The 19,699-nt window shown below is 71.0% G+C and carries 18 protein-coding genes and 1 riboswitch; of the genes, 8 read left to right on the plus strand and 10 right to left on the minus strand.

What is annotated here, in order from left to right; genetic code table 11:
* Nucleotides 1-185: 185 nt before the first annotated feature.
* On the plus strand, nt 186-1,046 hold the full coding sequence (locus GA0115240_RS08405; RefSeq protein ID WP_093736027.1) for a thioesterase family protein: 861 nt from the start codon (nt 186-188) through the stop codon (nt 1,044-1,046).
* 46 nt (nt 1,047-1,092) lie between these two features.
* Nucleotides 1,093-2,259, plus strand: a complete 1,167-nt coding sequence (locus GA0115240_RS08410) for a cysteine desulfurase family protein (RefSeq protein WP_093736028.1) — start codon at nt 1,093-1,095, stop codon at nt 2,257-2,259.
* A 216-nt stretch (nt 2,260-2,475) separates the two neighbouring features.
* Here the strand turns inward: GA0115240_RS08410 and GA0115240_RS08415 are convergent, their stop codons facing one another.
* The 5 genes from GA0115240_RS08415 to GA0115240_RS08435 all read right to left on the minus strand — a co-directional run bounded on the left by GA0115240_RS08415 (nt 2,476) and on the right by GA0115240_RS08435 (nt 8,729).
* The gene (locus GA0115240_RS08415) at nt 2,476-3,534 is read right to left on the minus strand and encodes an ABC transporter ATP-binding protein (protein ID WP_370673296.1); all 1,059 of its coding nucleotides are present in this window, start codon (nt 3,532-3,534) and stop codon (nt 2,476-2,478) included.
* Between the two features lie 107 nt (nt 3,535-3,641).
* The gene (locus tag GA0115240_RS08420; RefSeq protein ID WP_256069611.1) at nt 3,642-4,694 is read right to left on the minus strand and encodes an ABC transporter ATP-binding protein; all 1,053 of its coding nucleotides are present in this window, start codon (nt 4,692-4,694) and stop codon (nt 3,642-3,644) included.
* A gap of 65 nt (nt 4,695-4,759) precedes the next feature.
* Nucleotides 4,760-5,770 carry an ABC transporter permease gene (locus tag GA0115240_RS08425; RefSeq protein WP_093736029.1) on the minus strand — a complete coding sequence of 337 codons (1,011 nt, stop codon included), beginning with the start codon at nt 5,768-5,770 and terminating at the stop codon, nt 4,760-4,762.
* Nucleotides 5,771-5,885: 115 nt separating this feature from the next.
* Nucleotides 5,886-7,658: an ABC transporter substrate-binding protein gene (locus tag GA0115240_RS08430; RefSeq protein ID WP_093736030.1), complete on the minus strand. Its 1,773-nt coding sequence runs from the start codon at nt 7,656-7,658 to the stop codon at nt 5,886-5,888.
* A 72-nt stretch (nt 7,659-7,730) separates the two neighbouring features.
* Nucleotides 7,731-8,729 carry an ABC transporter permease gene (locus GA0115240_RS08435; RefSeq protein WP_093736031.1) on the minus strand — a complete coding sequence of 333 codons (999 nt, stop codon included), beginning with the start codon at nt 8,727-8,729 and terminating at the stop codon, nt 7,731-7,733.
* Nucleotides 8,730-8,961: 232 nt separating this feature from the next.
* Between GA0115240_RS08435 and GA0115240_RS08440 the strand changes: the two genes are divergently transcribed.
* Nucleotides 8,962-10,485 carry a DUF885 family protein gene (locus GA0115240_RS08440; protein WP_093736052.1) on the plus strand — a complete coding sequence of 508 codons (1,524 nt, stop codon included), beginning with the start codon at nt 8,962-8,964 and terminating at the stop codon, nt 10,483-10,485.
* Between the two features lie 70 nt (nt 10,486-10,555).
* On the opposite strand, the gene GA0115240_RS08445 is transcribed toward GA0115240_RS08440, so the two are convergent.
* Together GA0115240_RS08445 and GA0115240_RS08450 are read right to left on the minus strand one after the other, a co-directional pair.
* A complete protein-coding gene (locus tag GA0115240_RS08445) occupies nt 10,556-11,275 on the minus strand; it encodes an enhanced serine sensitivity protein SseB C-terminal domain-containing protein (protein WP_093736053.1) in 720 nt (239 codons plus the stop codon).
* A gap of 341 nt (nt 11,276-11,616) precedes the next feature.
* Nucleotides 11,617-12,360 (minus strand): enhanced serine sensitivity protein SseB, encoded by a 744-nt coding sequence (locus tag GA0115240_RS08450; protein WP_093736032.1) that lies wholly within the window; start codon nt 12,358-12,360, stop codon nt 11,617-11,619.
* Nucleotides 12,361-12,484: 124 nt separating this feature from the next.
* Nucleotides 12,485-12,581: riboswitch (glycine riboswitch) on the plus strand.
* Nucleotides 12,582-12,764: 183 nt separating this feature from the next.
* Between GA0115240_RS08450 and gcvT the strand changes: the two genes are divergently transcribed.
* The 4 genes from gcvT to GA0115240_RS08470 all read left to right on the plus strand — a co-directional run bounded on the left by gcvT (nt 12,765) and on the right by GA0115240_RS08470 (nt 17,304).
* Complete coding sequence (gene gcvT / locus GA0115240_RS08455; protein ID WP_093736033.1) at nt 12,765-13,907, plus strand: glycine cleavage system aminomethyltransferase GcvT; 1,143 nt, start codon at nt 12,765-12,767, stop codon at nt 13,905-13,907.
* Nucleotides 13,908-14,025: 118 nt separating this feature from the next.
* On the plus strand, nt 14,026-14,406 hold the full coding sequence (gcvH, locus tag GA0115240_RS08460; RefSeq protein WP_093736034.1) for a glycine cleavage system protein GcvH: 381 nt from the start codon (nt 14,026-14,028) through the stop codon (nt 14,404-14,406).
* 36 nt (nt 14,407-14,442) lie between these two features.
* Nucleotides 14,443-15,696 carry a serine hydroxymethyltransferase gene (glyA, locus tag GA0115240_RS08465; protein ID WP_093736035.1) on the plus strand — a complete coding sequence of 418 codons (1,254 nt, stop codon included), beginning with the start codon at nt 14,443-14,445 and terminating at the stop codon, nt 15,694-15,696.
* 210 nt (nt 15,697-15,906) lie between these two features.
* Nucleotides 15,907-17,304, plus strand: a complete 1,398-nt coding sequence (locus tag GA0115240_RS08470) for an L-serine ammonia-lyase (RefSeq protein WP_093736036.1) — start codon at nt 15,907-15,909, stop codon at nt 17,302-17,304.
* Nucleotides 17,305-17,353: 49 nt separating this feature from the next.
* Here GA0115240_RS08470 and GA0115240_RS08475 read toward each other — a convergent pair whose 3' ends face one another.
* Nucleotides 17,354-17,950 carry a hypothetical protein gene (locus GA0115240_RS08475; RefSeq protein WP_093736037.1) on the minus strand — a complete coding sequence of 199 codons (597 nt, stop codon included), beginning with the start codon at nt 17,948-17,950 and terminating at the stop codon, nt 17,354-17,356.
* 439 nt (nt 17,951-18,389) lie between these two features.
* Between GA0115240_RS08475 and GA0115240_RS36735 the strand changes: the two genes are divergently transcribed.
* On the plus strand, nt 18,390-18,545 hold the full coding sequence (locus GA0115240_RS36735; protein ID WP_161302103.1) for a hypothetical protein: 156 nt from the start codon (nt 18,390-18,392) through the stop codon (nt 18,543-18,545).
* Nucleotides 18,546-18,755: 210 nt separating this feature from the next.
* On the opposite strand, the gene GA0115240_RS08480 is transcribed toward GA0115240_RS36735, so the two are convergent.
* On the minus strand, nt 18,756-19,151 hold the full coding sequence (locus GA0115240_RS08480; protein ID WP_093736038.1) for an Imm50 family immunity protein: 396 nt from the start codon (nt 19,149-19,151) through the stop codon (nt 18,756-18,758).
* The gene (locus GA0115240_RS08485) at nt 19,138-19,647 is read right to left on the minus strand and encodes an Imm50 family immunity protein (protein ID WP_093736039.1); all 510 of its coding nucleotides are present in this window, start codon (nt 19,645-19,647) and stop codon (nt 19,138-19,140) included. Before GA0115240_RS08485 ends, GA0115240_RS08480 begins: the two co-directional genes overlap by 14 nt.
* Nucleotides 19,648-19,699: the final 52 nt, after the last annotated feature.

Raw genomic sequence — 19,699 nt, forward strand, 5'->3', positions numbered from 1 at the left:
ACACCCGGCCACCCGTCCGCCCAGGCCGCTCGCGCCGTTCCCCGCGCCCCTCGCGGGGCGCTCCACCCAGGGCGGCTCGGCGGGGCCGGCGGGCGGCGCGTGCCGGGGGGAAGACTAAGCGTTTGCTCAGCGTTGTTGCCGGTGTGGTGGACAACCGCGAACTACCGACGGGTAACGTAGAACTCATGGCAACTGCACCGGCCCGCGCGGCCATCGGGGACAGTGAATTCGACCGGGACACCGCGGTCGTCCCGCGCCCGGGCGAACCCGGGACGTACGACATCGACCTCTCCCCGGGGTGGACGATCATCTCCGCGCTGAACGGCGGGTACCTGCTCGCCGTGCTGGGCCGGGCCCTCGGGGACGCGCTGCCGCACCACGACCCGCTGACGATCACCGCGCACTATCTGACCGCGTCCCAGCCAGGCCCCGCGGTGGTGCGGACGCAGACCGTGCGGGTGGGGCGGACGCTGTCCACCGGGCAGGCCTCGCTGTTCCAGCGGGACGCCGACGGGCGGGAGGTCGAGCGGATCCGGGTCCTGGCGGGATACGGCGACCTGGACGCGCTGCCCGACGACGTAAGGACCACCGCCACGCCGCCGCCGATGGCGTCCTACGCGGACAGCGTGAGCTCGGACGACGCCCCCGGCGGCAGCCCGGTCCCCGGCTCCGTGGCGATCCTGGACCGGCTCGACCTGCGGCTCGACCCGGCCACCGCGGGCTGGGCGGTCGGCGCGCCCTCCGGCGCCGGGCGGATGCGCGGCTGGCTGGGACTGGCCGACGGCCGGGACCACGACGCGCTGTCGGTGCTGCTCGCGGTGGACGCGCTGCCCGCCACCGCTTTCGACCTGGGCTTCAAGGGCTGGACGCCCACCGTGGAGCTGACCGTCCATGTGCGCTGCCGACCGGCGCCGGGCCCGCTGCGGGTCTCGCTGGTCACCCGCAATCTGGCCGGCGGCCTGCTGGAGGAGGACGGCGAGGTCTGGGACAGCGCCGGCCGCCTGGTCGCCCAGTCCCGCCAACTGGCCCGTGCGCCGCGCGGCTGATCCTTCGGTCGGGCGGCCCCCGGCCCGACCGTAGAATCGGGGCACCATGGCCTACTTCGACCACGCCGCCACCACACCCATGCTCCCGGAGGCGGTCCAGGCGATGACCGCCCACCTCACGGTGACCGGGAACGCCTCCGCGCTGCACGCCGCCGGCCGGCGGGCCCGGCGTACCGTCGAGGAGTCCAGGGAGGCGCTGGCCGCCGCGCTCGGCGCCCGCCCCAGCGAGATCGTCTTCACCGGCGGCGGCACCGAGTCCGACAACCTCGCGGTCAAGGGCCTGTATTGGGCCCGCCGGGCCGCCGACCCGCGCCGCACCCGGATCCTCGCCAGCCCCGTCGAGCACCACTCGGTGATGGACGCGGTGTACTGGCTGGCCGACCACGAACACGCCGTGGTGGAGTGGCTGGCGGTCGACCGGCTCGGCCGGGTCCGTGCCGAGACGCTGCGCGCCGCCCTCGCCCGCGACCCGGACGATGTGGCGCTGATCACCGTGATGTGGGCCAACAACGAGGTCGGCACCGTCTTCCCGGTGCACGAACTCGCCGAGATCGCCCGCGAGTTCGGGGTGCCGATGCACTCCGACGCGGTCCAGGCCTTCGGCCAGGTCGCGTTGGACTTCGCCGCCAGCGGCCTGGACGCGATGACCGTGACCGGGCACAAGATCGGCGGCCCCTACGGAGTGGGCGCGCTGGTGCTGCGGCGCGAGGACACCCCGGTTCCGCTGCTGCACGGCGGCAATCAGGAGCGCAGCCGCTCCGGCACCCTCGACGTGCCGGCCATCGCCGCCTTCGCCACCGCCGCCACCCTGGCGGCCGAGCGCCGGCCGGACTTCGTCCGCGACGTGGGCGCGCTGCGGGACGCGCTGGTACGCGGAGTGCGGGCCGCGGCGCCGGACGCGATCCTCAACGGCGATCCCGCGCCGGACGGCCGGCTGCCCGCCAACGCCCACTTCACCTTCCCCGGTTGCGAGGGGGACGCGCTGCTGCTGCTGCTCGACGCGCAGGGCATCGCCTGCTCCACCGGCTCCGCCTGTACCGCCGGCCTGGCGCAGCCCAGCCATGTGCTGCTGGCGATGGGCGAGCCGGCCACTCATGCCCGCGGCACCCTGCGCTTCTCGCTCGGGCACACCACGACACCGGCCGAAGTCGCCCAACTCGTCACCGCGATCGGCCCGGCCGTCACCAGGGCCCGGGCCGCCGGGCAGACCTGAGCCACCGCCGGCCAGCGGCCCGGCACGGCGCGGACGGTGCACCGCGAAGGACCGGCCACCGCGAAGAACCGGGCACCGCGAAGGACCGGGCACCGCGAAGAACCGGGCACGGCGAAGGGGCGGACCCGCGGGTCCGCCCCTCTTCCGTCGTTCCGCGTCCCGGCGGACGCGCCATCACCCGACGGCCGCCACTCAACGGCCGTCACCGGCGGGCCGTCACACCACGGCCGGCTCCTCCACCACGCGCTGGTCCGGCGCGTTCTCCGGGTGGTGGCAGGCCACCTGGTGGCCGGGGGCCAGCGCCGCCAGCGGCGGCTCCTGCGTCGCGCAGATCTCCGTCGCCTTCCAGCACCGGGTGCGGAAGCGGCAGCCGCTGGGCGGGTTGACCGGCGACGGCACGTCCCCGGTCAGCAGGATCCGGCCGCCCGACGCGCCCGCGCCGCCTTCCAGTTGGGCCTTGCGCCGCTTCGGGTCCGGCACCGGCACCGCGGACAGCAGCGCCGTGGTGTACGGGTGGAAGGGCGTGCTGTACAGCGACTCGCGGTCGGAGATCTCCACGATCTTGCCGAGGTACATCACCGCGATCCGGTCGGAGACATGGCGGATGACGGACAGGTCGTGCGCGATGATCACATAGGTCAGGCCGAGTTCCTGCTGGAGGTCGTCCAGCAGGTTGACCACCTGCGCCTGGATCGAGACGTCCAGCGCGGAGACCGGCTCGTCGGCGACCACCAGCTTCGGCTTGAGCGCCAGCGCCCGGGCGATACCGATGCGCTGCCGCTGTCCGCCGGAGAACTCGTGCGGGTAGCGGTTGTAGTGCTCGGGGCTGAGGCCGACCAGTTCCAGCAGGTTCTGGACTTCCTTCTTGACCCCGTGCTCGGTGACGACCTTCTGCAGTTTGAAGGGCGCGCCCACGATGGTGCCGATGGTGTGCCGGGGGTTGAGCGACGAGTACGGGTCCTGGAAGATCATCTGGACGTCGCGCCGCATCGGCCGCATCGCGCCCACGCTGAGGTGGGTGATGTCGCGGCCGTCGAACTCGATCTTCCCGCCGGTGGGTTCGAGCAGCCGGGTGATCAGCCGGCCCATGGTGGACTTGCCGCAGCCCGACTCGCCGACCACACCCAGCGTCTCACCGGCCGCGACCTCGAAGTCCAGCCCGTCCACGGCCTGTACCGCGCCGACCTGCCGGCGCAGCAGCCCCTTGGTGATCGGGAAGTGCTTGACCAGCCCGTGCACCTTCAGCAGCGGTTCCCCGGAGGGTTGCCGCGGCACCGAGTGGTGGGGTTCGGCGGCGGGCGCCGCCTCGGCCCCGGACGCCGCGGACCCGGGCGCGCTCTTGTCCAGCGAGGTGTTCTCCGCCACGGCTTCGTCCCGGCCCTTCACAGCTTCGGTTCAATCTCTTCGGTCCAGATCCGGGCCCGGTCGGCGTCGGCCAGATGGCAGGCGACGACATGTCCGGCGGCCACCTCGCGCAGCTCGGGGACGACCGTCTCGGAGGACCCGCCGTTCAACTCCGCGTACGGGCAGCGCGGATGGAACGCGCAGCCGCTCGGCACGTTGATCAGGCTGGGCGGGGTGCCCTTGACCGGGTTGAGCCGGTCGATGCGGTCCCGGTCCATCCGCGGCATCGAGCCGAGCAGGCCCCAGGTGTAGGGGTGCTGCGGCTCGGTGAACACCTTCTCGGCGGTGCCGCGTTCGGCGGCGCGGCCGGCGTACATCACCAGCAGGTCGTCGGCGACCTCGGCGACCACGCCCAGGTCGTGCGTGATCATGATGACTGCGGAGCCGAACTCCTTCTGCAGATCGCGGATCAGGTCCAGGATCTGCGCCTGCACGGTCACGTCGAGCGCGGTGGTCGGCTCGTCGGCGATCAGCAGCTCGGGGTTGTTGATGAGCGCCATGGCGATCATCGCGCGCTGCCGCATACCGCCGGAGAACTGGTGCGGGTAGTCCGAGAACCGCTTGCGCGGCTCGGGGATGCCGACCCGCTCCAGCATCTCCATGGCCCGCTCGCGGGCGGCCCCCCGGGAGACCTTGTTGTGCACCCGGTAGGCCTCCACGATCTGCGCGCCCACCGTGTAGTAGGGGTGCATCGCGGACAGCGGGTCCTGGAAGATCATGGCCATCTTGCGGCCGCGCAGCCGCCGTACCCGGTCGGCGTCTGCGCCGATCAGCTCCTCGCCGTCCAGCCAGACCTCGCCGGAGATCCGGGCCTTCGCGGTGCGGTGCAGGCCCATGATGCCCAGCGAGGTGACGGACTTGCCGGAGCCGGACTCGCCGACGATGCCGAGGGTGCGGCCGCGGGCCAGGTCGAAGCTCAGCCCGTCCACCGACTTGACCAGGCCGTCGTCGGTGTCGAAGTGGATCCGCAGGTCACGGACCGACAGGTAGGCGTCGGCGGCCGGGGCCGCGGTGGCCGTGGACGACCGCACCGGCTCGCCGACCGCGGCGTCCGGCTGGTCCTTGGTCAGGTTCAGCTCATCGCTGCCGTCGGTGCTCACGAGAACCTCACCCGGGGATCAATGGCGGCGTACAGCAGGTCCACCACGAGATTGCAGAGGACGATGAAAACGGCGGCGATGATGGTGACGCCGAGCACCTTCGGCAGGTCGTTGTCCGTGATGGCCTGTACGGCGTAGGCACCGACGCCGGGGAAGGAGAAGACCGTCTCGGTGAGGACGGCGCCGCCGATCAGCAGGCCGAAGTCCATACCGAAGATGGTGATGATCGGGGTCAGCGCGGCCCGCAGCCCGTGCTTGCCGACCACCACGCGTTCGGGCAGGCCCTTGGCCCGGGCGGTGCGGATGTAGTCCTCGCCCATGGTCTCCAGCATCCCGGCCCTGGTGAGCCGGGCGTAGAGCGCCGAGTAGAGGAAGGCCAGGCTGATCCAGGGCAGGATCAGATTGGACGCCCACTGCACCGGATCGCTCTCGAAGCCGACGTACTGGATGTTGCTCCAGATCTGCCACTTGTAGACGAACAGGCCCTTGAGGACCAGGCCGGTGAAGAAGATCGGCAGCGAGACGCCGGCCAGGGCCACGCCCATGGAGATCCGGTCGAAGATCGTGCCGCGCTTGAGGGCGGAGACGACACCGATGGCGACGCCGGAGATCACCCAGATGACGGCCGCGCCGATCGCCAGCGAGATGGTGATCGGGATGCGCTGCTTGATCTCGGGCCACACCTCGACGTGGCTCTTGAAGGAGTAGCCGAAGCAGGGGCGGTGGCAGACGGCCGCGTCGGGGCCGAACTTGTAGTGCGCGCCCATGACGATGGACTTGATGAAGTGCCAGTACTGCTCGTAGAGCGGCAGATCGAGGCCGAGGTTCTTCTTGACGGCGGCGATCGAGGCGGGGTTGGCGTCCTTGCCCACGTACTGGGTGGCCAGCTGTGTGGTGGTCTGACCGCCGAGCTTGGGGACCCAGAAGAAGATCAGGAACGTGACCGCGCTGACGACCAGCACCAGGAAAATCGCGGCGATCACGCGTCGGATGATGTACGCAGTCACAGCGGGTCGGCGCCGGGGCCGCCGGACCGGGTTGCTGCCCGGTCCGGCGGCCCCGATGCCTTCACCTGCCTTCCGATGTTCGGAGCCTACTGTTCGATGCCTTGCGGCGGATTGCTTACTTGGACGAGCCGAGCAGCAGGTAGTCGTACATACCCAGGTAGGCCTGCGTCACCGTGACGTTGGTGGCCGAGTCCGGGCGGTACAGCAGGTTCTTGCGGTAGATCAGCGGCACGACGGTCGCGGTGTCCACGACCATCTTGTCGATCTGGCCCCAGGCCTGGCTCCGGGCGTTGGCGTCGGTGTTGGAGATCGCCGCCGCCAGCGCCGAGTTGATGGCCGGGTCGTTCAGTTCCTGCAGGTTGTTGCCACCGGACGGCTTGATGGCGCTGCCGTCGACGATCTGGTCCAGGAAGCCGTAGCCGGTCGGCCAGTCGGCGCCCCACGCGGTGAGCATCAGGCCCAGCTGGTGGCTGTGCACGTAGCTGGGCACACCGGCGAAGTTGGAGAAGTACTTGCCGGCCGGGAAGCTCTTGATGTTGGCCGTGATGCCGACCTGCTTGAGCGAGTTCTGGATCGCGGTCGCCTCGGCCATCTCGGCCGGACGGTCGCTGCGCGCGGTCAGGTTGGTGGTGAAGCCGCCCGCCTTGCCGCAGGCGCTCAGCGAGGCCTTCGCCTTGGTGGCGTCGCCCTTGTCGCCCGCCGTCGGGTACTCGTCGAACTTGGTGTAGCCGTTGACCGTCGGCGGGAGCAGCGTGGTGGCCACGTCACCCTTGACGCTGCCGCCGATGGCGGTCTGCACCGAGACCTTGTCGATCGCGTACTCGACGGCCTTGCGGCAGTCGATGTTGTTGAACGGCGCGACGTTCGAGTTGATCGCCAGGTACGAGGTGGCACCGGCGTACGAGTCGTCGGTGTTCTTCGCGTACTGGGGGTTGATCACCTTGGCCTGGGTCTGCGGGGAGACGCCGGTACCGCCGGAGTCCACCGTGGTGTTGCCCGCGAGCAGGTCGTTGTCGATGCTGGTCGCGTCGACCTTGAACTTGATCTTGATCTCGTCGGGCAGCGCCGAGCGCACCGGGTCGCTGGCCTTCGTCCACTCCGGGTTGCGCACCAGGTCGGCGCCCACACCGTCCTGGTAGGACTTGAACTTGTACGGGCCCGAGGAAACGATGTGCTTCACATAGCCGGCGCCGTCGTCCTTGGCCTGCGGCACGGGAGCCGTCTGCGAGAACGTCGCCAGGTAGTCGAAGTCCGCGAACGGCTTCGCCAGGTGGAAGACGATCGTGGTGTCGTTCGGGGTCTCGATGGACGCGATCCCGTTCGGGTCCTTGTCCTTGTACGGACCGGGGTACTTGTCGCCGCCCGCGAGGTAGGCCTTGAAGTACGTCGGGCCGTTGGACAGGGCCTCGGGCGCGAAGTTGCTGCGCTCGATGGCGTACTTGATGTCCTTGGTGGTGATCGGCGTGCCGTCGTCGTACTTCAGCCCGGACCGGATGGTGTACGTCCAGGTCTTGGCGTCCGCGCTCGGCTTGCCGAGGCCGGTGGCCAGGTCCGGGACGACGGTCAGGCCTTCCTTGCCGGCGGCCGGCTTGAAGGTGAGCAGCGTCCGCGCGTACAGGCGGGAGAAGTTCTGCACCCAGCCGTAGTACGTGTTGCCCGGGTCCAGGGAGTCCGGCACGTCGGAGTTCTCCATCGTGACGGTGCCCCCCTTCTTGTCGGAGGCGTTCACGATGCCGGTGAGCGCGGCGTCCTTCTTGGCCGACACACCGGCGGCACTCTTGGTGCCACCCGGCTTCTTGTCATCGTTCGAGTTGCTGCTGCACGCGGATGCTCCCAGGGCGAGCGCCGTGGCCAGCGCCAGCGCTGCTGTCGCTTTTCTGCTGTTCATGCCGAGGAAAGCCTCCTGTATCAGTGGTGAAGCTCGGGGTACGTGCTGCCTGCGGGTGGTCGGGGGCCGGGTTCACTTGCTGCGCGGGTCGAGGGCGTCACGCAGCCCGTCGCCCAGCAGGTTGAACGCCAGTACGGTGATGAAGATCGCCAGGCCGGGGACCACCATGTACTGGGGGTCCGCGTAGAACAGGTCCACGGCCGAGTTGAGCATCCCGCCCCAGGACGCCTGGGGGGGTGCGATGCCGACGCCGAGGAAGCTGAGCGCGGCCTCGAAGAGGATGTTGGTCGGGATCAGCAGCGTCGAGTAGACGAGGATCGGCGCGACCAGGTTCGGCAGCAGTTCCTTGAACAGGATGAACGGACCGCGCGCGCCCATGCTCCGGGCCGCCTCGACGAACTCCCGCTCGCGCAGGCTCAGTGTCTGGCCGCGGATGATCCGGCCCATGTAGGGCCAGTTGAAGAAGCCGATGACGAAGATCAGCACGCTGATCCGCAGCGGCAGCCCGTTCAGGCCGAACGCGCCGTCCTGCAGCGATGCCGAGATGGAGATGGCGAACAGCAGCAGCGGGAAGGCCAGGAAGGTGTCCATCATCCGGCTGATCGCGCTGTCGACCCAGCCGCCGTAGTAGCCCGCCACCACGCCGAAGATGACGCCGATGACCACCGACAGCAAGGTGGCGCCGGTCGCGACCAGCATCGACACCCAGGAGCCCTCGATGATGCGGGCCAGCAGGTCCCGGCCGAACTGCGGGTCCACACCCAGCGGGTGGGCCCAGCTCATGCCGCCCCAGCCGCCCTTGGGGGCAACGGTGTTGGGGTCGACGAGATCCTGGTGGAACGCGTTGGGATCGAGGTTGAACACCTTCTCGATCAGCTTGGAGAAGACCGCGAGCAGCACGAGGCAGATGACAACGATGCCACCGGCGACGGCCACCTTGTCGCGCTTGAAGCGCATCCAGGCGATCTGGCCGAGGGAGCGTCCCTCGATCGTCTTCCGCCCGGCACCCTGGAGGATGGCTTCGGGCTGTGCCTCCGCCTGTCCATGGGTGGTCTCAATCGGTGCGGTCATGGCGTAGCTGACCCCTCTCGCCGGCGGGTAACCGACGCGCGCCCGCCGCTGTAGCGGCTTTTTTGATCCGAACCAGGTTTGACGGCTCATAGAAACGTCAAAGTGTCTTCTGCCGGTGGATTCTTCTGTGCGGTGGTGATCACCCGCCAGCCCTGGCCGGGAACGGATGCGTAACTGTGATCTGGTGATTCATCGACCGTTACCCGCGTGGACCTCGCGGTACGGTCGTGTGGTGAACGAGCGGCTGCGCGCGGTGTACGACCTGATGATGCCCCAGGCCCGGGAAATGGCGGGCCTGCACGAGTACGACGGCAAGGTCCAGGATCTGTCCCCGGACGGGGTCCGCCGGGCGGTGGCCGAAGTCGTCCGCGCCCGCCGCGCCACGGGCCGGCTGGACGACGGGCACGACGAGGCGCACCTGCGGGTCTTCGAGAAGTCGCTGCGCACGCAGTACGGCGACCTCGAACTGCACCGGCGCGACCCGTATCCCCATCTGTCCAATCTCGAACTGGCCTGTTACGACCGCGAGTACGCGCCGCGCAAGGAGCGGGCCAAGGCGCGCCGCAAGCATCTGGCCCGCTGGCCGGAGGCGATCGAGGCCTCGCTCAGCTCGCTGGACCGGGTGAACGCGCCGGTGGCCGCGGCGCTGCTCGGCGCGGTGCGCGGCCTGGCCGCCGACCTGCACCCGGAGCAGGGGCCGGCCGAGGCCGCCGCGCTGGCCGCGCACGCCCGGCTGCTGGCCCGGTTGGAGGACACCGCCGAGCACGGCGACCCGGACCCCCGGCTCGGCGGCAAGGCGCTGGCCTCGCTGATGGGCGCTCAAGAAGGTGTGCGGGTGGATCTGGAGACGCTGGCCGAGGACGCGGCCCGCGAACGGGACCGGATGACCGAATTGCTCACCGAGTCCTGCCGCGCGCTCGACCCGGGTCGCGGCGTCGACGAGCTGATCCCCGAACTGCTCGCCGACCACCCGGACGCGGACGGGGTGATCCCGGAGGCGGCCCGGCTGACCGAGGAGGTGATCGCCTTCACCCGGGAGCACGGGCTGGCCCCGCACCTGGACGGCGAGTGCCTGGTCGGCCCCGCGCCGCCGTCGCGCCGCTGGTCGATGGCGATGATGTCGTGGGAGGCGCCCGGCGAGTCGGACGCGCCCTCCTGGTACAACGTCACGCCGCCGGAGCCGGACTGGCCCGCCGAGGAGCGCGAGGAGTGGCTGACGGTCTTCAGCCGCACCAGTCTGCCGTCCATCACCGTGCACGAGGTCGCCCCCGGCCACTTCGCGCACAGCCGGGCGCTGCGCCGTGCCCGCGGCCCGGTACGCCGTACCCTGCACAGCCTGTCCTTCGCCGAGGGCTGGGCCCATTACGTCGAAGAGGTCTGCCTGGAAGAGGGCTTCCGGGCCGGCGATCCGCGCTTCGCCATCGGCGTCGCCCTGGAGGCACTGGTCCGGGTCACCCGGCTCACCTGCGCGATCGGCCTGCACACGGGTTCGATGAACCTGGAGGAGGCCACCGCGCTGTTCATGCGCGACGCCCACCTGGCGCGTGCCAGCGCCGCCGCGGAGGCCCGCCGGGGCACCTTCGACGCGGGCTACGGCCGCTACACCTGGGGGAAGCTGGAGATCATGCGGCTGCGGAGCCGGGCCAAGCGGAAGTGGGGCGACGAGTTCTCGCTGCCGCGCTTCCACAAGTCGCTGCTGGCGCTGGGCAGTCCGCCGCTGGGCCTGCTGGAGGGGATCTTCCACCGCGACAAGTAGGCGGCGTCGGCGGTGCGCCCGGATCCGAGGCCGCGTCCAGGTCCGGGGTGCGCCCGCCTCCGGGGTGCGGTCAGTGCCGGGCCGGGCCCCAGGCGGCGCCGCCCCCGTACGCCTCGCGGTCGAAGAACGGCTGGCCGTTGGCGCGCATCCACATGCCCACCGGGTCGTACGCGTCGGCCATCGCGACCGTGGAGACCGCCAGGCCGTCCGGCACGCCGGCCAGCGCCTGCTGCATCATCAGCCGCACCGATTCGACGGCCTGCGCGGAGGAGTCGTAGACCTCGACCCCGACCGCGAGATACGGCTCGCCCAGGGCCGGCTGCACCCAGGCGCGGCGCAGCGCGCGGACCACGGGGGTGCGGTGGGCCACCTGGGCGAGCAGGGCGTAGAACTGCGGGATCTGCAGCGAGGGTTCGCCGATCTGGAGCGGACCGGCCGGCAGCAGGTCCAGGCCGACCGCGATCCGTCGCAGATCCGGCCAGGGGATGCCGACCCCGCCGCCGGCCGTGTGCGGGTTCAGCCACAGGCCGCAGCGGTCGGGGTAGAGGGTGAGCGCGATGTCCCGTCCGGAGACCACCTCGTGCTCGCGCGACCAGCCGCTGGCGGCCAGTTCGCGCGGCGAGGTGCAGCAGGGCGCGTAGCCGTGGCCGCCGACCTCCATGCTGCCGTACTGGGCGTCCGCGGCGCCGGACGAGCCCTGCCACAACAGCATCCACACCTGGCCGCCGGCCAGCGATCCGAGCAGGTTCTCGTAAGCGTCGAACCGGCCGGGCGCCACCTGGAGCAGCATCTGCTCCACATGGCCGGCCGCCGCCGCGCCGCCTTGCGCGCCCGCGATCACGTGGGACCGCCCCTTCCCCTGGTTCGGTGTTCCGGTCGTTCGGTCGTTGCTGGTCTCGCGCTGGTGTCGCGCCGCTGTCGTCACGTGGCCGTCACGTCCTCGGGCGCGCGCCGGTGTGCCGCACGCCATGTACGCCATCAAATCAGGTCGAGTGTTCCCGGTGGAACGCTGACCGACTCAAGCCGATCCGGCTAAATCTGGCGTATACGCGGCGTATACGTGGTCGGCCGGCCACCCGCAGCGACGGCCGGGCGCCCTCTCGGCGGCCCCGGTGGCTCCCGGCCGGCAGGTCAGTCGCGGGCGAAGAACGGCCGGACCGCGTCCAGCATCCAGTCCCCCACCGGGTCCTGGGCCACGTCCAGCAGGATGAGCTGGACCTGCCACGGCAGCGGTACGGCGCCCAGCGCCCGGCCGAGGGCGTCCATCGCGGCGGCCCGGTCCGGCTCCTGCCAGCGGTCCAGCTCCACGCCGACGAACAACTGCGCGGCGGCCTCCTCCACCGAGGCCAGCGCCCGGCGGGCGGTGAGCACCACCGGGGTGACCGCGAACTCGGCGGCGGCCGCGGCCAGGAAGTCCACCGGCTCCTCGTCCGGCGCCGGCTCCCACAGCCGCACCCGGGCACCGGACTGCGGCGCCCCGTACCCGCCCCGCTCCGCGCGGCACAGGTCGGCGACGGCGGCCGGCGGCAGCGGCACTCCGACGGCGCCGCCCGGGTTGACCGCGATACCGACCAGCGGGGGCAGCCCGCGGGCGAACTCGTGCACCGGCGCGACCGTGCACGGCATACCGTCGGCCGCCTGCCGGAACTGCTGCTCGGAGCTGAAGACCGGTACGTACGGGGAGCCGTCCAGCTCCATGGTGGGCAGGTCGAAGCCGGGCATGTCCGGGTGGCCGCCGTTCGGCAGCGGCACCCACACCCGGGAGCGGCTCAGCACCTCCAGCAGCCGGGGCGTGGCCGACGGGTTGCCGATGCTCGCGGTGAGCACCTCTTCCAGCTCGTTGGCCGGCCATATGTACGGTGCCGGATTCTCCATGTCCACCCTTGTCCGCCCATGTGCCTGCGTGCCGCTGCCCGGAAACCCTAGCGGCTGCGGGGGCCCCGGGCATGCCACCGGGGCCCGTGCAATGATGGGCGGCACAACTTGCATACCGGCCGTTCGAGGCCGCGCGGGAGAGTTCCGCCCCCGGTGGGGGCGGGCGCCGAAGGAGCAAGTCCTCCCTTGAATCTCTCAGGCACAGATACCGCGCGGGCGAGGCAGATCTGAAAAGTGGACGGGCCCCTGTCCGCAGCGCTGGTCCGGGGCTGCGTCCCACCCACGGTGCAAGCCGTGGCCCCGCGCGGGTCACGGTGAACCTCTCAGGTTCCGATGACAGATGGGGAGGCCAGGTTCACCGCTTGGCCCTGCCACCCGTCGATCCGTCTGGGAGCCCTTTTCCGATGAGCGAACCCCGCGAGTCCCACGACCCGCACGCCCCCCGCCGCACCGCGCTGGACGCGCTGCACCGCGCCCTGGGCGCCACCATGACCGACTTCGCCGGCTGGGACATGCCGCTGCGCTACGCCAGCGAGCGCGAGGAGCACCAGGCGGTCCGCACCCGGGCCGGCCTGTTCGACCTCTCCCACATGGGCGAGATCACCGTGACCGGTCCGCAGGCGGGCCAGGCGCTCGACCACGCCCTGGTCGGCCACCTGTCGGCGCTCGCGGTGGGCCGGGCCCGCTACACCATGATCGTCGCCGCGGACGGCGGCATCCTCGACGACCTGATCGTCTACCGGCTGGCCGACGAGGAGTACATGATCGTCGCCAACGCCTCCAACGCGCAGACCGTGCTGGACGCGGTGACCGGACGGGCCGCGGGCTTCGCGGCCGAGGTCCGCGACGACCGGGACGCGTACGCGCTGCTGGCCGTCCAGGGTCCGCAGGCGCCCGGCATCCTGAAGTCGGTCACCGACGCCGACCTGGACGGGCTGAAGTACTACGCCGGGCTGCCCGGCACGGTGGCCGGGGTGGACGCGCTGATCGCCCGTACCGGCTACACCGGCGAGGACGGCTTCGAGCTGTTCGTGGCGCCGGCCGACGCCGAGCGGCTGTGGCAGGCGCTGACCGAGGCCGGATCGGCGGCCGGCCTGGTGCCGGCCGGGCTGTCCTGCCGGGACACGCTGCGGCTGGAGGCCGGCATGCCGCTGTACGGGCACGAGCTGACCGCGGCCGTCACGCCGTTCGACGCGGGGCTCGGCCGGGTGGTGAAGTTCGACAAGCCCGGTGACTTCGTCGGCCGGGACGCGCTGGCCGCCGCCGCCGAGAAGACCGCCGCGCGGCCGCCGCGCACCCTGGTCGGGCTGATCGCCGAGGGCCGCCGGGTGCCGCGGGCGGGCTTCCCGGTCACCGACGGCGCCGGCGCGGTGATCGGCGAGGTCACCTCCGGGGCGCCGTCGCCCACGCTGGGCGTGCCGATCGCGATGGCGTACGTGGACGCGTCGCACGCGGAGCCCGGCACGGCCGGGGTGGCGGTGGACATCCGGGGCGTCCAGGAGCCGCACCGGGTGGTGGCGCTCCCCTTCTACCGGCGCGAGCGCTGATCTCGCGCCGCCGGGCCGGCCGCCGCGGCACCGTCTGACCCGCCCTCACTCGCACCGCCCGTCCGTAGCGCCGCGTGCCCCTGCGCGAGCACCCCGACCCATCCGGGAGAATTCCGTCATGAGCATCAATCCTGAGCAGCTGCGTTACAGCAAGGAGCACGAGTGGCTCTCCGCCCCGGCCGAGGGGGTGGCCACCGTGGGGATCACCTCGCACGCCGCCGACTCCCTCGGCGACGTCGTGTTCGTCCAGCTCCCCGAGGTCGGCTCGACCGTCACCGCGGGTGAGAGCTGCGGCGAGCTGGAGTCCACCAAGTCGGTCAGCGATCTGTACTCGCCGGTCTCCGGTGAGGTCACCGAGGCCAACCAGGACGTGGTGGACGACCCGTCGCTGGTCAACTCCGCTCCCTTCGAGGGCGGCTGGCTGTTTAAGGTCAAGGTGACGGAGGAGGGGGCGGATCTGCTGTCCGCCGCCGAGTACGAAGCGTTCACCGCCGGCTGAGCCGCCCCCGCGCACCGCTCCCGATCAGGAGTTCCCATGTCCCTGCTGAATCAGTCCCTGCACGAGTTCGACCCGGACGTCGCCGCCGCGATCGACGCCGAGCTGCACCGCCAGCAGTCCACCCTGGAGATGATCGCCTCGGAGAACTTCGCTCCGGTGTCGGTCCTGGAGGCCCAGGGCTCGGTCCTCACCAACAAGTACGCCGAGGGGTACCCGGGCCGCCGCTACTACGGCGGCTGCGAGTACATCGACGTGGTCGAGCAGCTCGCCATCGACCGGGTGAAGGAGCTGTTCGGCGCCGAGGCCGCCAACGTGCAGCCGCACTCGGGCGCCCAGGCCAACGCGGCCGCGATGTTCGCCCTGATCAAGCCCGGGGACACCATCCTGGGCCTGGATCTGGCGCACGGCGGCCACCTGACCCACGGTATGAAGATCAACTTCTCCGGCAAGCTGTACAAGGTCGCGGCCTACCACGTGGACGCGGACACCGGCCTGGTCGACATGGCCGAGGTCGAGCGGCTGGCCAAGGAGCACCGGCCGCAACTGGTCATCGCCGGCTGGTCGGCGTACCCGCGGCAGCTGGACTTCGCCGAATTCCGCCGGATCGCCGACGAGGTCGGCGCCTACCTGCTGGTGGACATGGCGCACTTCGCCGGGCTGGTCGCGGCCGGGCTGCACCCCTCACCCGTGCCGTACGCGGACGTGGTCACCACCACGACCCACAAGACGCTCGGCGGCCCGCGCGGCGGGGTGATCCTGTCCACCGCCGAGCTCGCGAAGAAGATCAACTCGGCGGTGTTCCCCGGCCAGCAGGGCGGCCCGCTGGAGCACGTCATCGCGGCGAAGGCGGTGGCCTTCAAGGCCGCGGCGACCGACGAGTTCAAGGACCGCCAGGTCCGCACCCTCGAAGGGGCGAAGATCCTCGCCGAGCGGCTGATGCGGCCGGACCTCGCGGCCGAAGGGGTCGCGGTGCTGTCCGGCGGCACCGACGTCCACCTGGTCCTGGTCGACCTGCGGAACTCGGTGCTGGACGGCCGGCAGGCCGAGGACCGCCTCCACGAGGTGGGCATCACCGTCAACCGCAACGCGATCCCGAACGACCCGCGGCCCCCGATGGTCACCTCGGGCCTGCGGATCGGCACACCGGCCCTGGCCACCCGCGGCCTGCGGGCGGCCGACTTCCACGAGGTCGCCGACGTGATCGCCGAGGCGCTCAAGCCCGGCTACGACGTGGCGGCGCTGCGGGAGCGGGTCACCGCGCTGACCGAGCGGTATCCGCTGTACGCATAGCCCTCGGGGGGCGCGGGGCCTCCCGGTTCGCCCCGCAGGGCGCGGGGGAACCGCGCGAGCGGTCACGACGAGGGCCGCACCTCGTCGCACCTCGTCACCGGCCCGGCGGCGGTTACCGCCGTCGCCGGGCCGCCGGCCGGGGACCGGTTCCTCGCGCAGTTCCCCGCGCCCCCGCGGGGCGCACCCCTCATACGTCAGGAGCCGCACGCCATGGCCATCTCTGTCTTCGACCTCTTCTCGATCGGCATCGGCCCCTCCAGTTCGCACACCGTGGGCCCGATGCGCGCGGCCGGCATCTTCGCGCACCGCCTGAAGAACGAGGGCCTGCTCAGCCACACGGCCGCGGTCCGGGCGGAACTCTTCGGCTCGCTGGGCGCGACCGGCCACGGCCACGGCACCCCGAAGGCGGTCCTGCTGGGCCTGTCCGGCCACTCTCCCCGGACCGTCGACGTCGAGACGGCCGACGACGAGGTGGCCGCGATGCGGGCCACCAAGCGGCTGAGTCTGCTCGGCGCCCACGAGATCGGCTTCGACCCGGACACCGACCTCGTCCTGCACCGGCGCCGCTCGCTGCCGTACCACGCCAACGGCATGATGCTGTTCGCCTACGACGCCGCCGGCGAGCCGCTGCTGGAGAAGACCTACTACTCGGTCGGCGGCGGCTTCGTGGTGGACACCGACGCGCTGGGCGGGGAAGGCGGCGCGGGCCGGATCAAGCCGGACGACACGGTGCTGCGGCACCCCTTCCGCACCGGCGACGAACTGCTGCGGTTGTCCCGCGAGACGGGCCTGTCGATCTCCGCGCTGATGCTGGACAACGAGAAGGCCTGGCGTACGGAGAGCGAGATCCGGGCCGGGCTGCTGGAGATCTGGCAGGTCATGCGGGACTGCGTCCAGCGCGGCATGGCCCGCGAGGGCATCTTGCCCGGCGGTCTCAAGGTCCGCCGCCGCGCCGCCCAGTCCGCCCGCCAGCTGCGGGCCGAGGGCGACCCGGCCGTGCACGCCGTGGAGTGGGTGACGCTCTACGCCATGGCGGTCAACGAGGAGAACGCGGCCGGCGGCCGGGTGGTGACCGCCCCCACCAATGGCGCGGCCGGCATCATCCCCGCTGTCCTGCACTACTACCTCGACTTCGTCGCCGACCCCCGGATGCCGCAGGCCGACCAGGACGACGCGGTCGTCCGCTACCTGCTGGCGGCCGGTGCCATCGGCATGCTCTTCAAGGAGAACGCCTCCATCTCCGGCGCCGAGGTCGGCTGCCAGGGCGAGGTCGGCTCCGCCTGCTCCATGGCCGCGGGCGGCCTGGCCGAAATCCTCGGCGGCACCCCCGAACAGGTCGAGAACGCCGCCGAGATCGGCATGGAGCACAACCTGGGCCTCACCTGCGACCCGGTCGGCGGCCTCGTCCAGATCCCCTGCATCGAACGCAACGGCATGGCCGCCGTCAAGGCCGTCACCGCGGCCCGCATGGCGATGCGCGGCGACGGCCGCCACCATGTCTCCCTCGACAAGGTCATCAAGACCATGAAGGAGACCGGCGCCGATATGAAGGTCAAATACAAGGAGACGGCCCGCGGCGGGCTGGCGGTGAACGTCATCGAATGCTGAGGGCTCGGCAGTTCACTCGGACCACTCGGCGGCTCTTTTATCGCTGTGTTCAGGAAAGCGGGATCGGCGGCGGCTCGGGAAGATCTCCCGGCCCTTCGGCCGGCCGAATCACCGGAATCGGCGGCAGCGGGGGAATCGGGGGAAGGGGCGCAAGCGGCGTAGCGGGAGCAATGACCTGGCCGGCCCGCCGGATGGCGCGCAGCACCCGCCGCCGCTGCCGCAACAGCTTGCGCGCGTTGTGCGGGATGCCCATGAGCCGGAAGAGCCCGTTGGTGAGGATTTTCGCCCGGCCCCAGTCGGTGGTGGTGTCGACGACGCCGCCCGCCTGCGCGACCCGCATGGCCGTGGCCACCGCGACGACGCGATAACCAGCGCCTTCCGCCAGCGGCTCCACCTCGACCGTCATGACACCGGCGCCGCTGCGGATGAACCACACCGCCCCGCCGGCCGGCGTCGCCTGCGCCTGAGGACGGCCGAACAGCCGCCGGGCGAACGCATGCGAGGCCTTGGTACCGATGTCGGTGATCTGCTCCAGGCTCAGTCCGCCGACCTCGACCGCCACCGGACGCATCGAACGCACCCCGAGGTACTTGAGGGTCGCGAGTGGCGCGGCGAGAACGAGTAAGAAAACGAGAAGGATGGTCACGGAGGCCCCCCACCGAGTTTGTGTTACGAACTCCCTGGGTTTTTACGCTAGCACCGGCGGAGTCGGCCCGTGGGCGATTTGGAGCGGTCAATTCCGCTGATCGAATGCGCGGCGCGCGGAACGGAGTCGGTAGCGGAGCCGTCAGCCGAGTGCGGAGCCGTCAAAGGAGTCGGCAGAGGAGTCGGCAGAGGAGTCGGCAGAGGAGTCGGCTCGTGGGCAGCAAGGGAAGTGCGAGGAAGAAGAGGCTATTTCGCCGACCGGTTGTCCGGTGTTTCCCGGGGCGGTCGCAGGGGCGGGCGGGAAAGTTCCCCACCCCCGGCGGCGATGCCCTGGCTGGGGTGTGGTGCGGTGTGCCGTGACTCTCAGAACGACGGTTTCCGGGGCGGCTCAGTGACGAACAGACTGCCGGTGCGGAACGCGGGCGACCGCGACGGGCACCGTGGAGTTCACGGTCGTCGCCGCCGCGCATCCCCTCACCGTGTGGCTCTACGAGGACGGCGACCCCTCCACCATGATTCTCGACTACGAGATCCTCGACGCCTCCGGCGGCACACTGGAGTGCGGTCACCAGCGCCCGGCCGACGCCGGAAGCTGATGGACGGCGCGCGTTCCGCCCCGGCATGGCGCCGGCCGGCACATCGTACGGGTGAGGACACGCATCGTCTGCGGGTACCGTCATGGGGGGCTGTCGCAGAGCGGAGTACGTCGCGCGCCCGCAGCGGCGAACTGGCGCAGTACGCGGAGTGGGTCGGCATCTGACTCGCTCCGAAGCGGGCCAGTTGCGGAATCGCCGGGCCTGGGCCGATCAGATGGCTCGACCCGCCAGGCGTCCCGTCGGCCCATCGGCTCTGATCTCGTCGACGTCGAACGACATCCGCTTTCCCTCGCCGCTCAACTCCACGTGTGAGCCTGCCAGTGACACCCGGTCGAACCGGTCGATGTTCCATCCGTCCAGCGAGAAACTTTTGACCCCGACGCAGATGAGGAAGAACTCGACTGCGTTGTGACCCCTCGCCTCCCACGCGGCGACGGCGCCCGCCGGCAGAGCCAAGGCGAAGAAACCCAGGGTGACCGATGACCGTCTCTCGTCGACGTGTACGGAGAGCAGTTCGTAGTCGGTCAACGGCGGTGGCGGCGCACCCAGGACTGCGCGGAGCGGGCTCGGATCGGCAAGGGCCTCGGACCAGTCATGGAGAGTCATAAAACGGCCTGGTTGTCACTGGTGGCAGGATTCGGTACAGGCGCTGGTCGACGTGATTCTCGAAGTGACGCCGCGCATCGTACGGGTCTCCCTCGCCCGAGCGGTAGGCGTTGAGGTGACTGACCTGAAGAGCCTCGGCAGCCGTGAATTCGAGGGTGAAGTCCGTTCCCTGCGTCACGACCCGGAGACGCCGTTGCGGGATCGATCGCAGGTGGACATCGACCGCGGTCCGATCCGGCGTCCCTCGCATCCGCAGGTCATCGCCGACGGCCAAGAAGTGAATCTGCGCCTCGAACCGGTCGCACCTCGCTTCCGTCCAGGCCGAAGGCGCCCGGTCGGGAAACCGCGGAAGCTCCACCCGCAATTTCAGGCCCGGACCGTAAGGGCTCAGATGGACGGACCTGAGGACGAGCCCTTCCAGGGGCGGGATCTCGGTATAAAGCGAGGTCAACCGACCGGCGTCGACCAGAAGGCCCGACCAGTCAGGAAGCGGCACGGCACGGCTCCTCTCCTGATGATGCGCTCATGATAGGCGCGGGGTCTCAGCC

The organism is Streptomyces sp. DvalAA-14, from assembly GCF_900091855.1.
Taxonomy (GTDB): Bacteria; Actinomycetota; Actinomycetes; order Streptomycetales; family Streptomycetaceae; genus Actinacidiphila.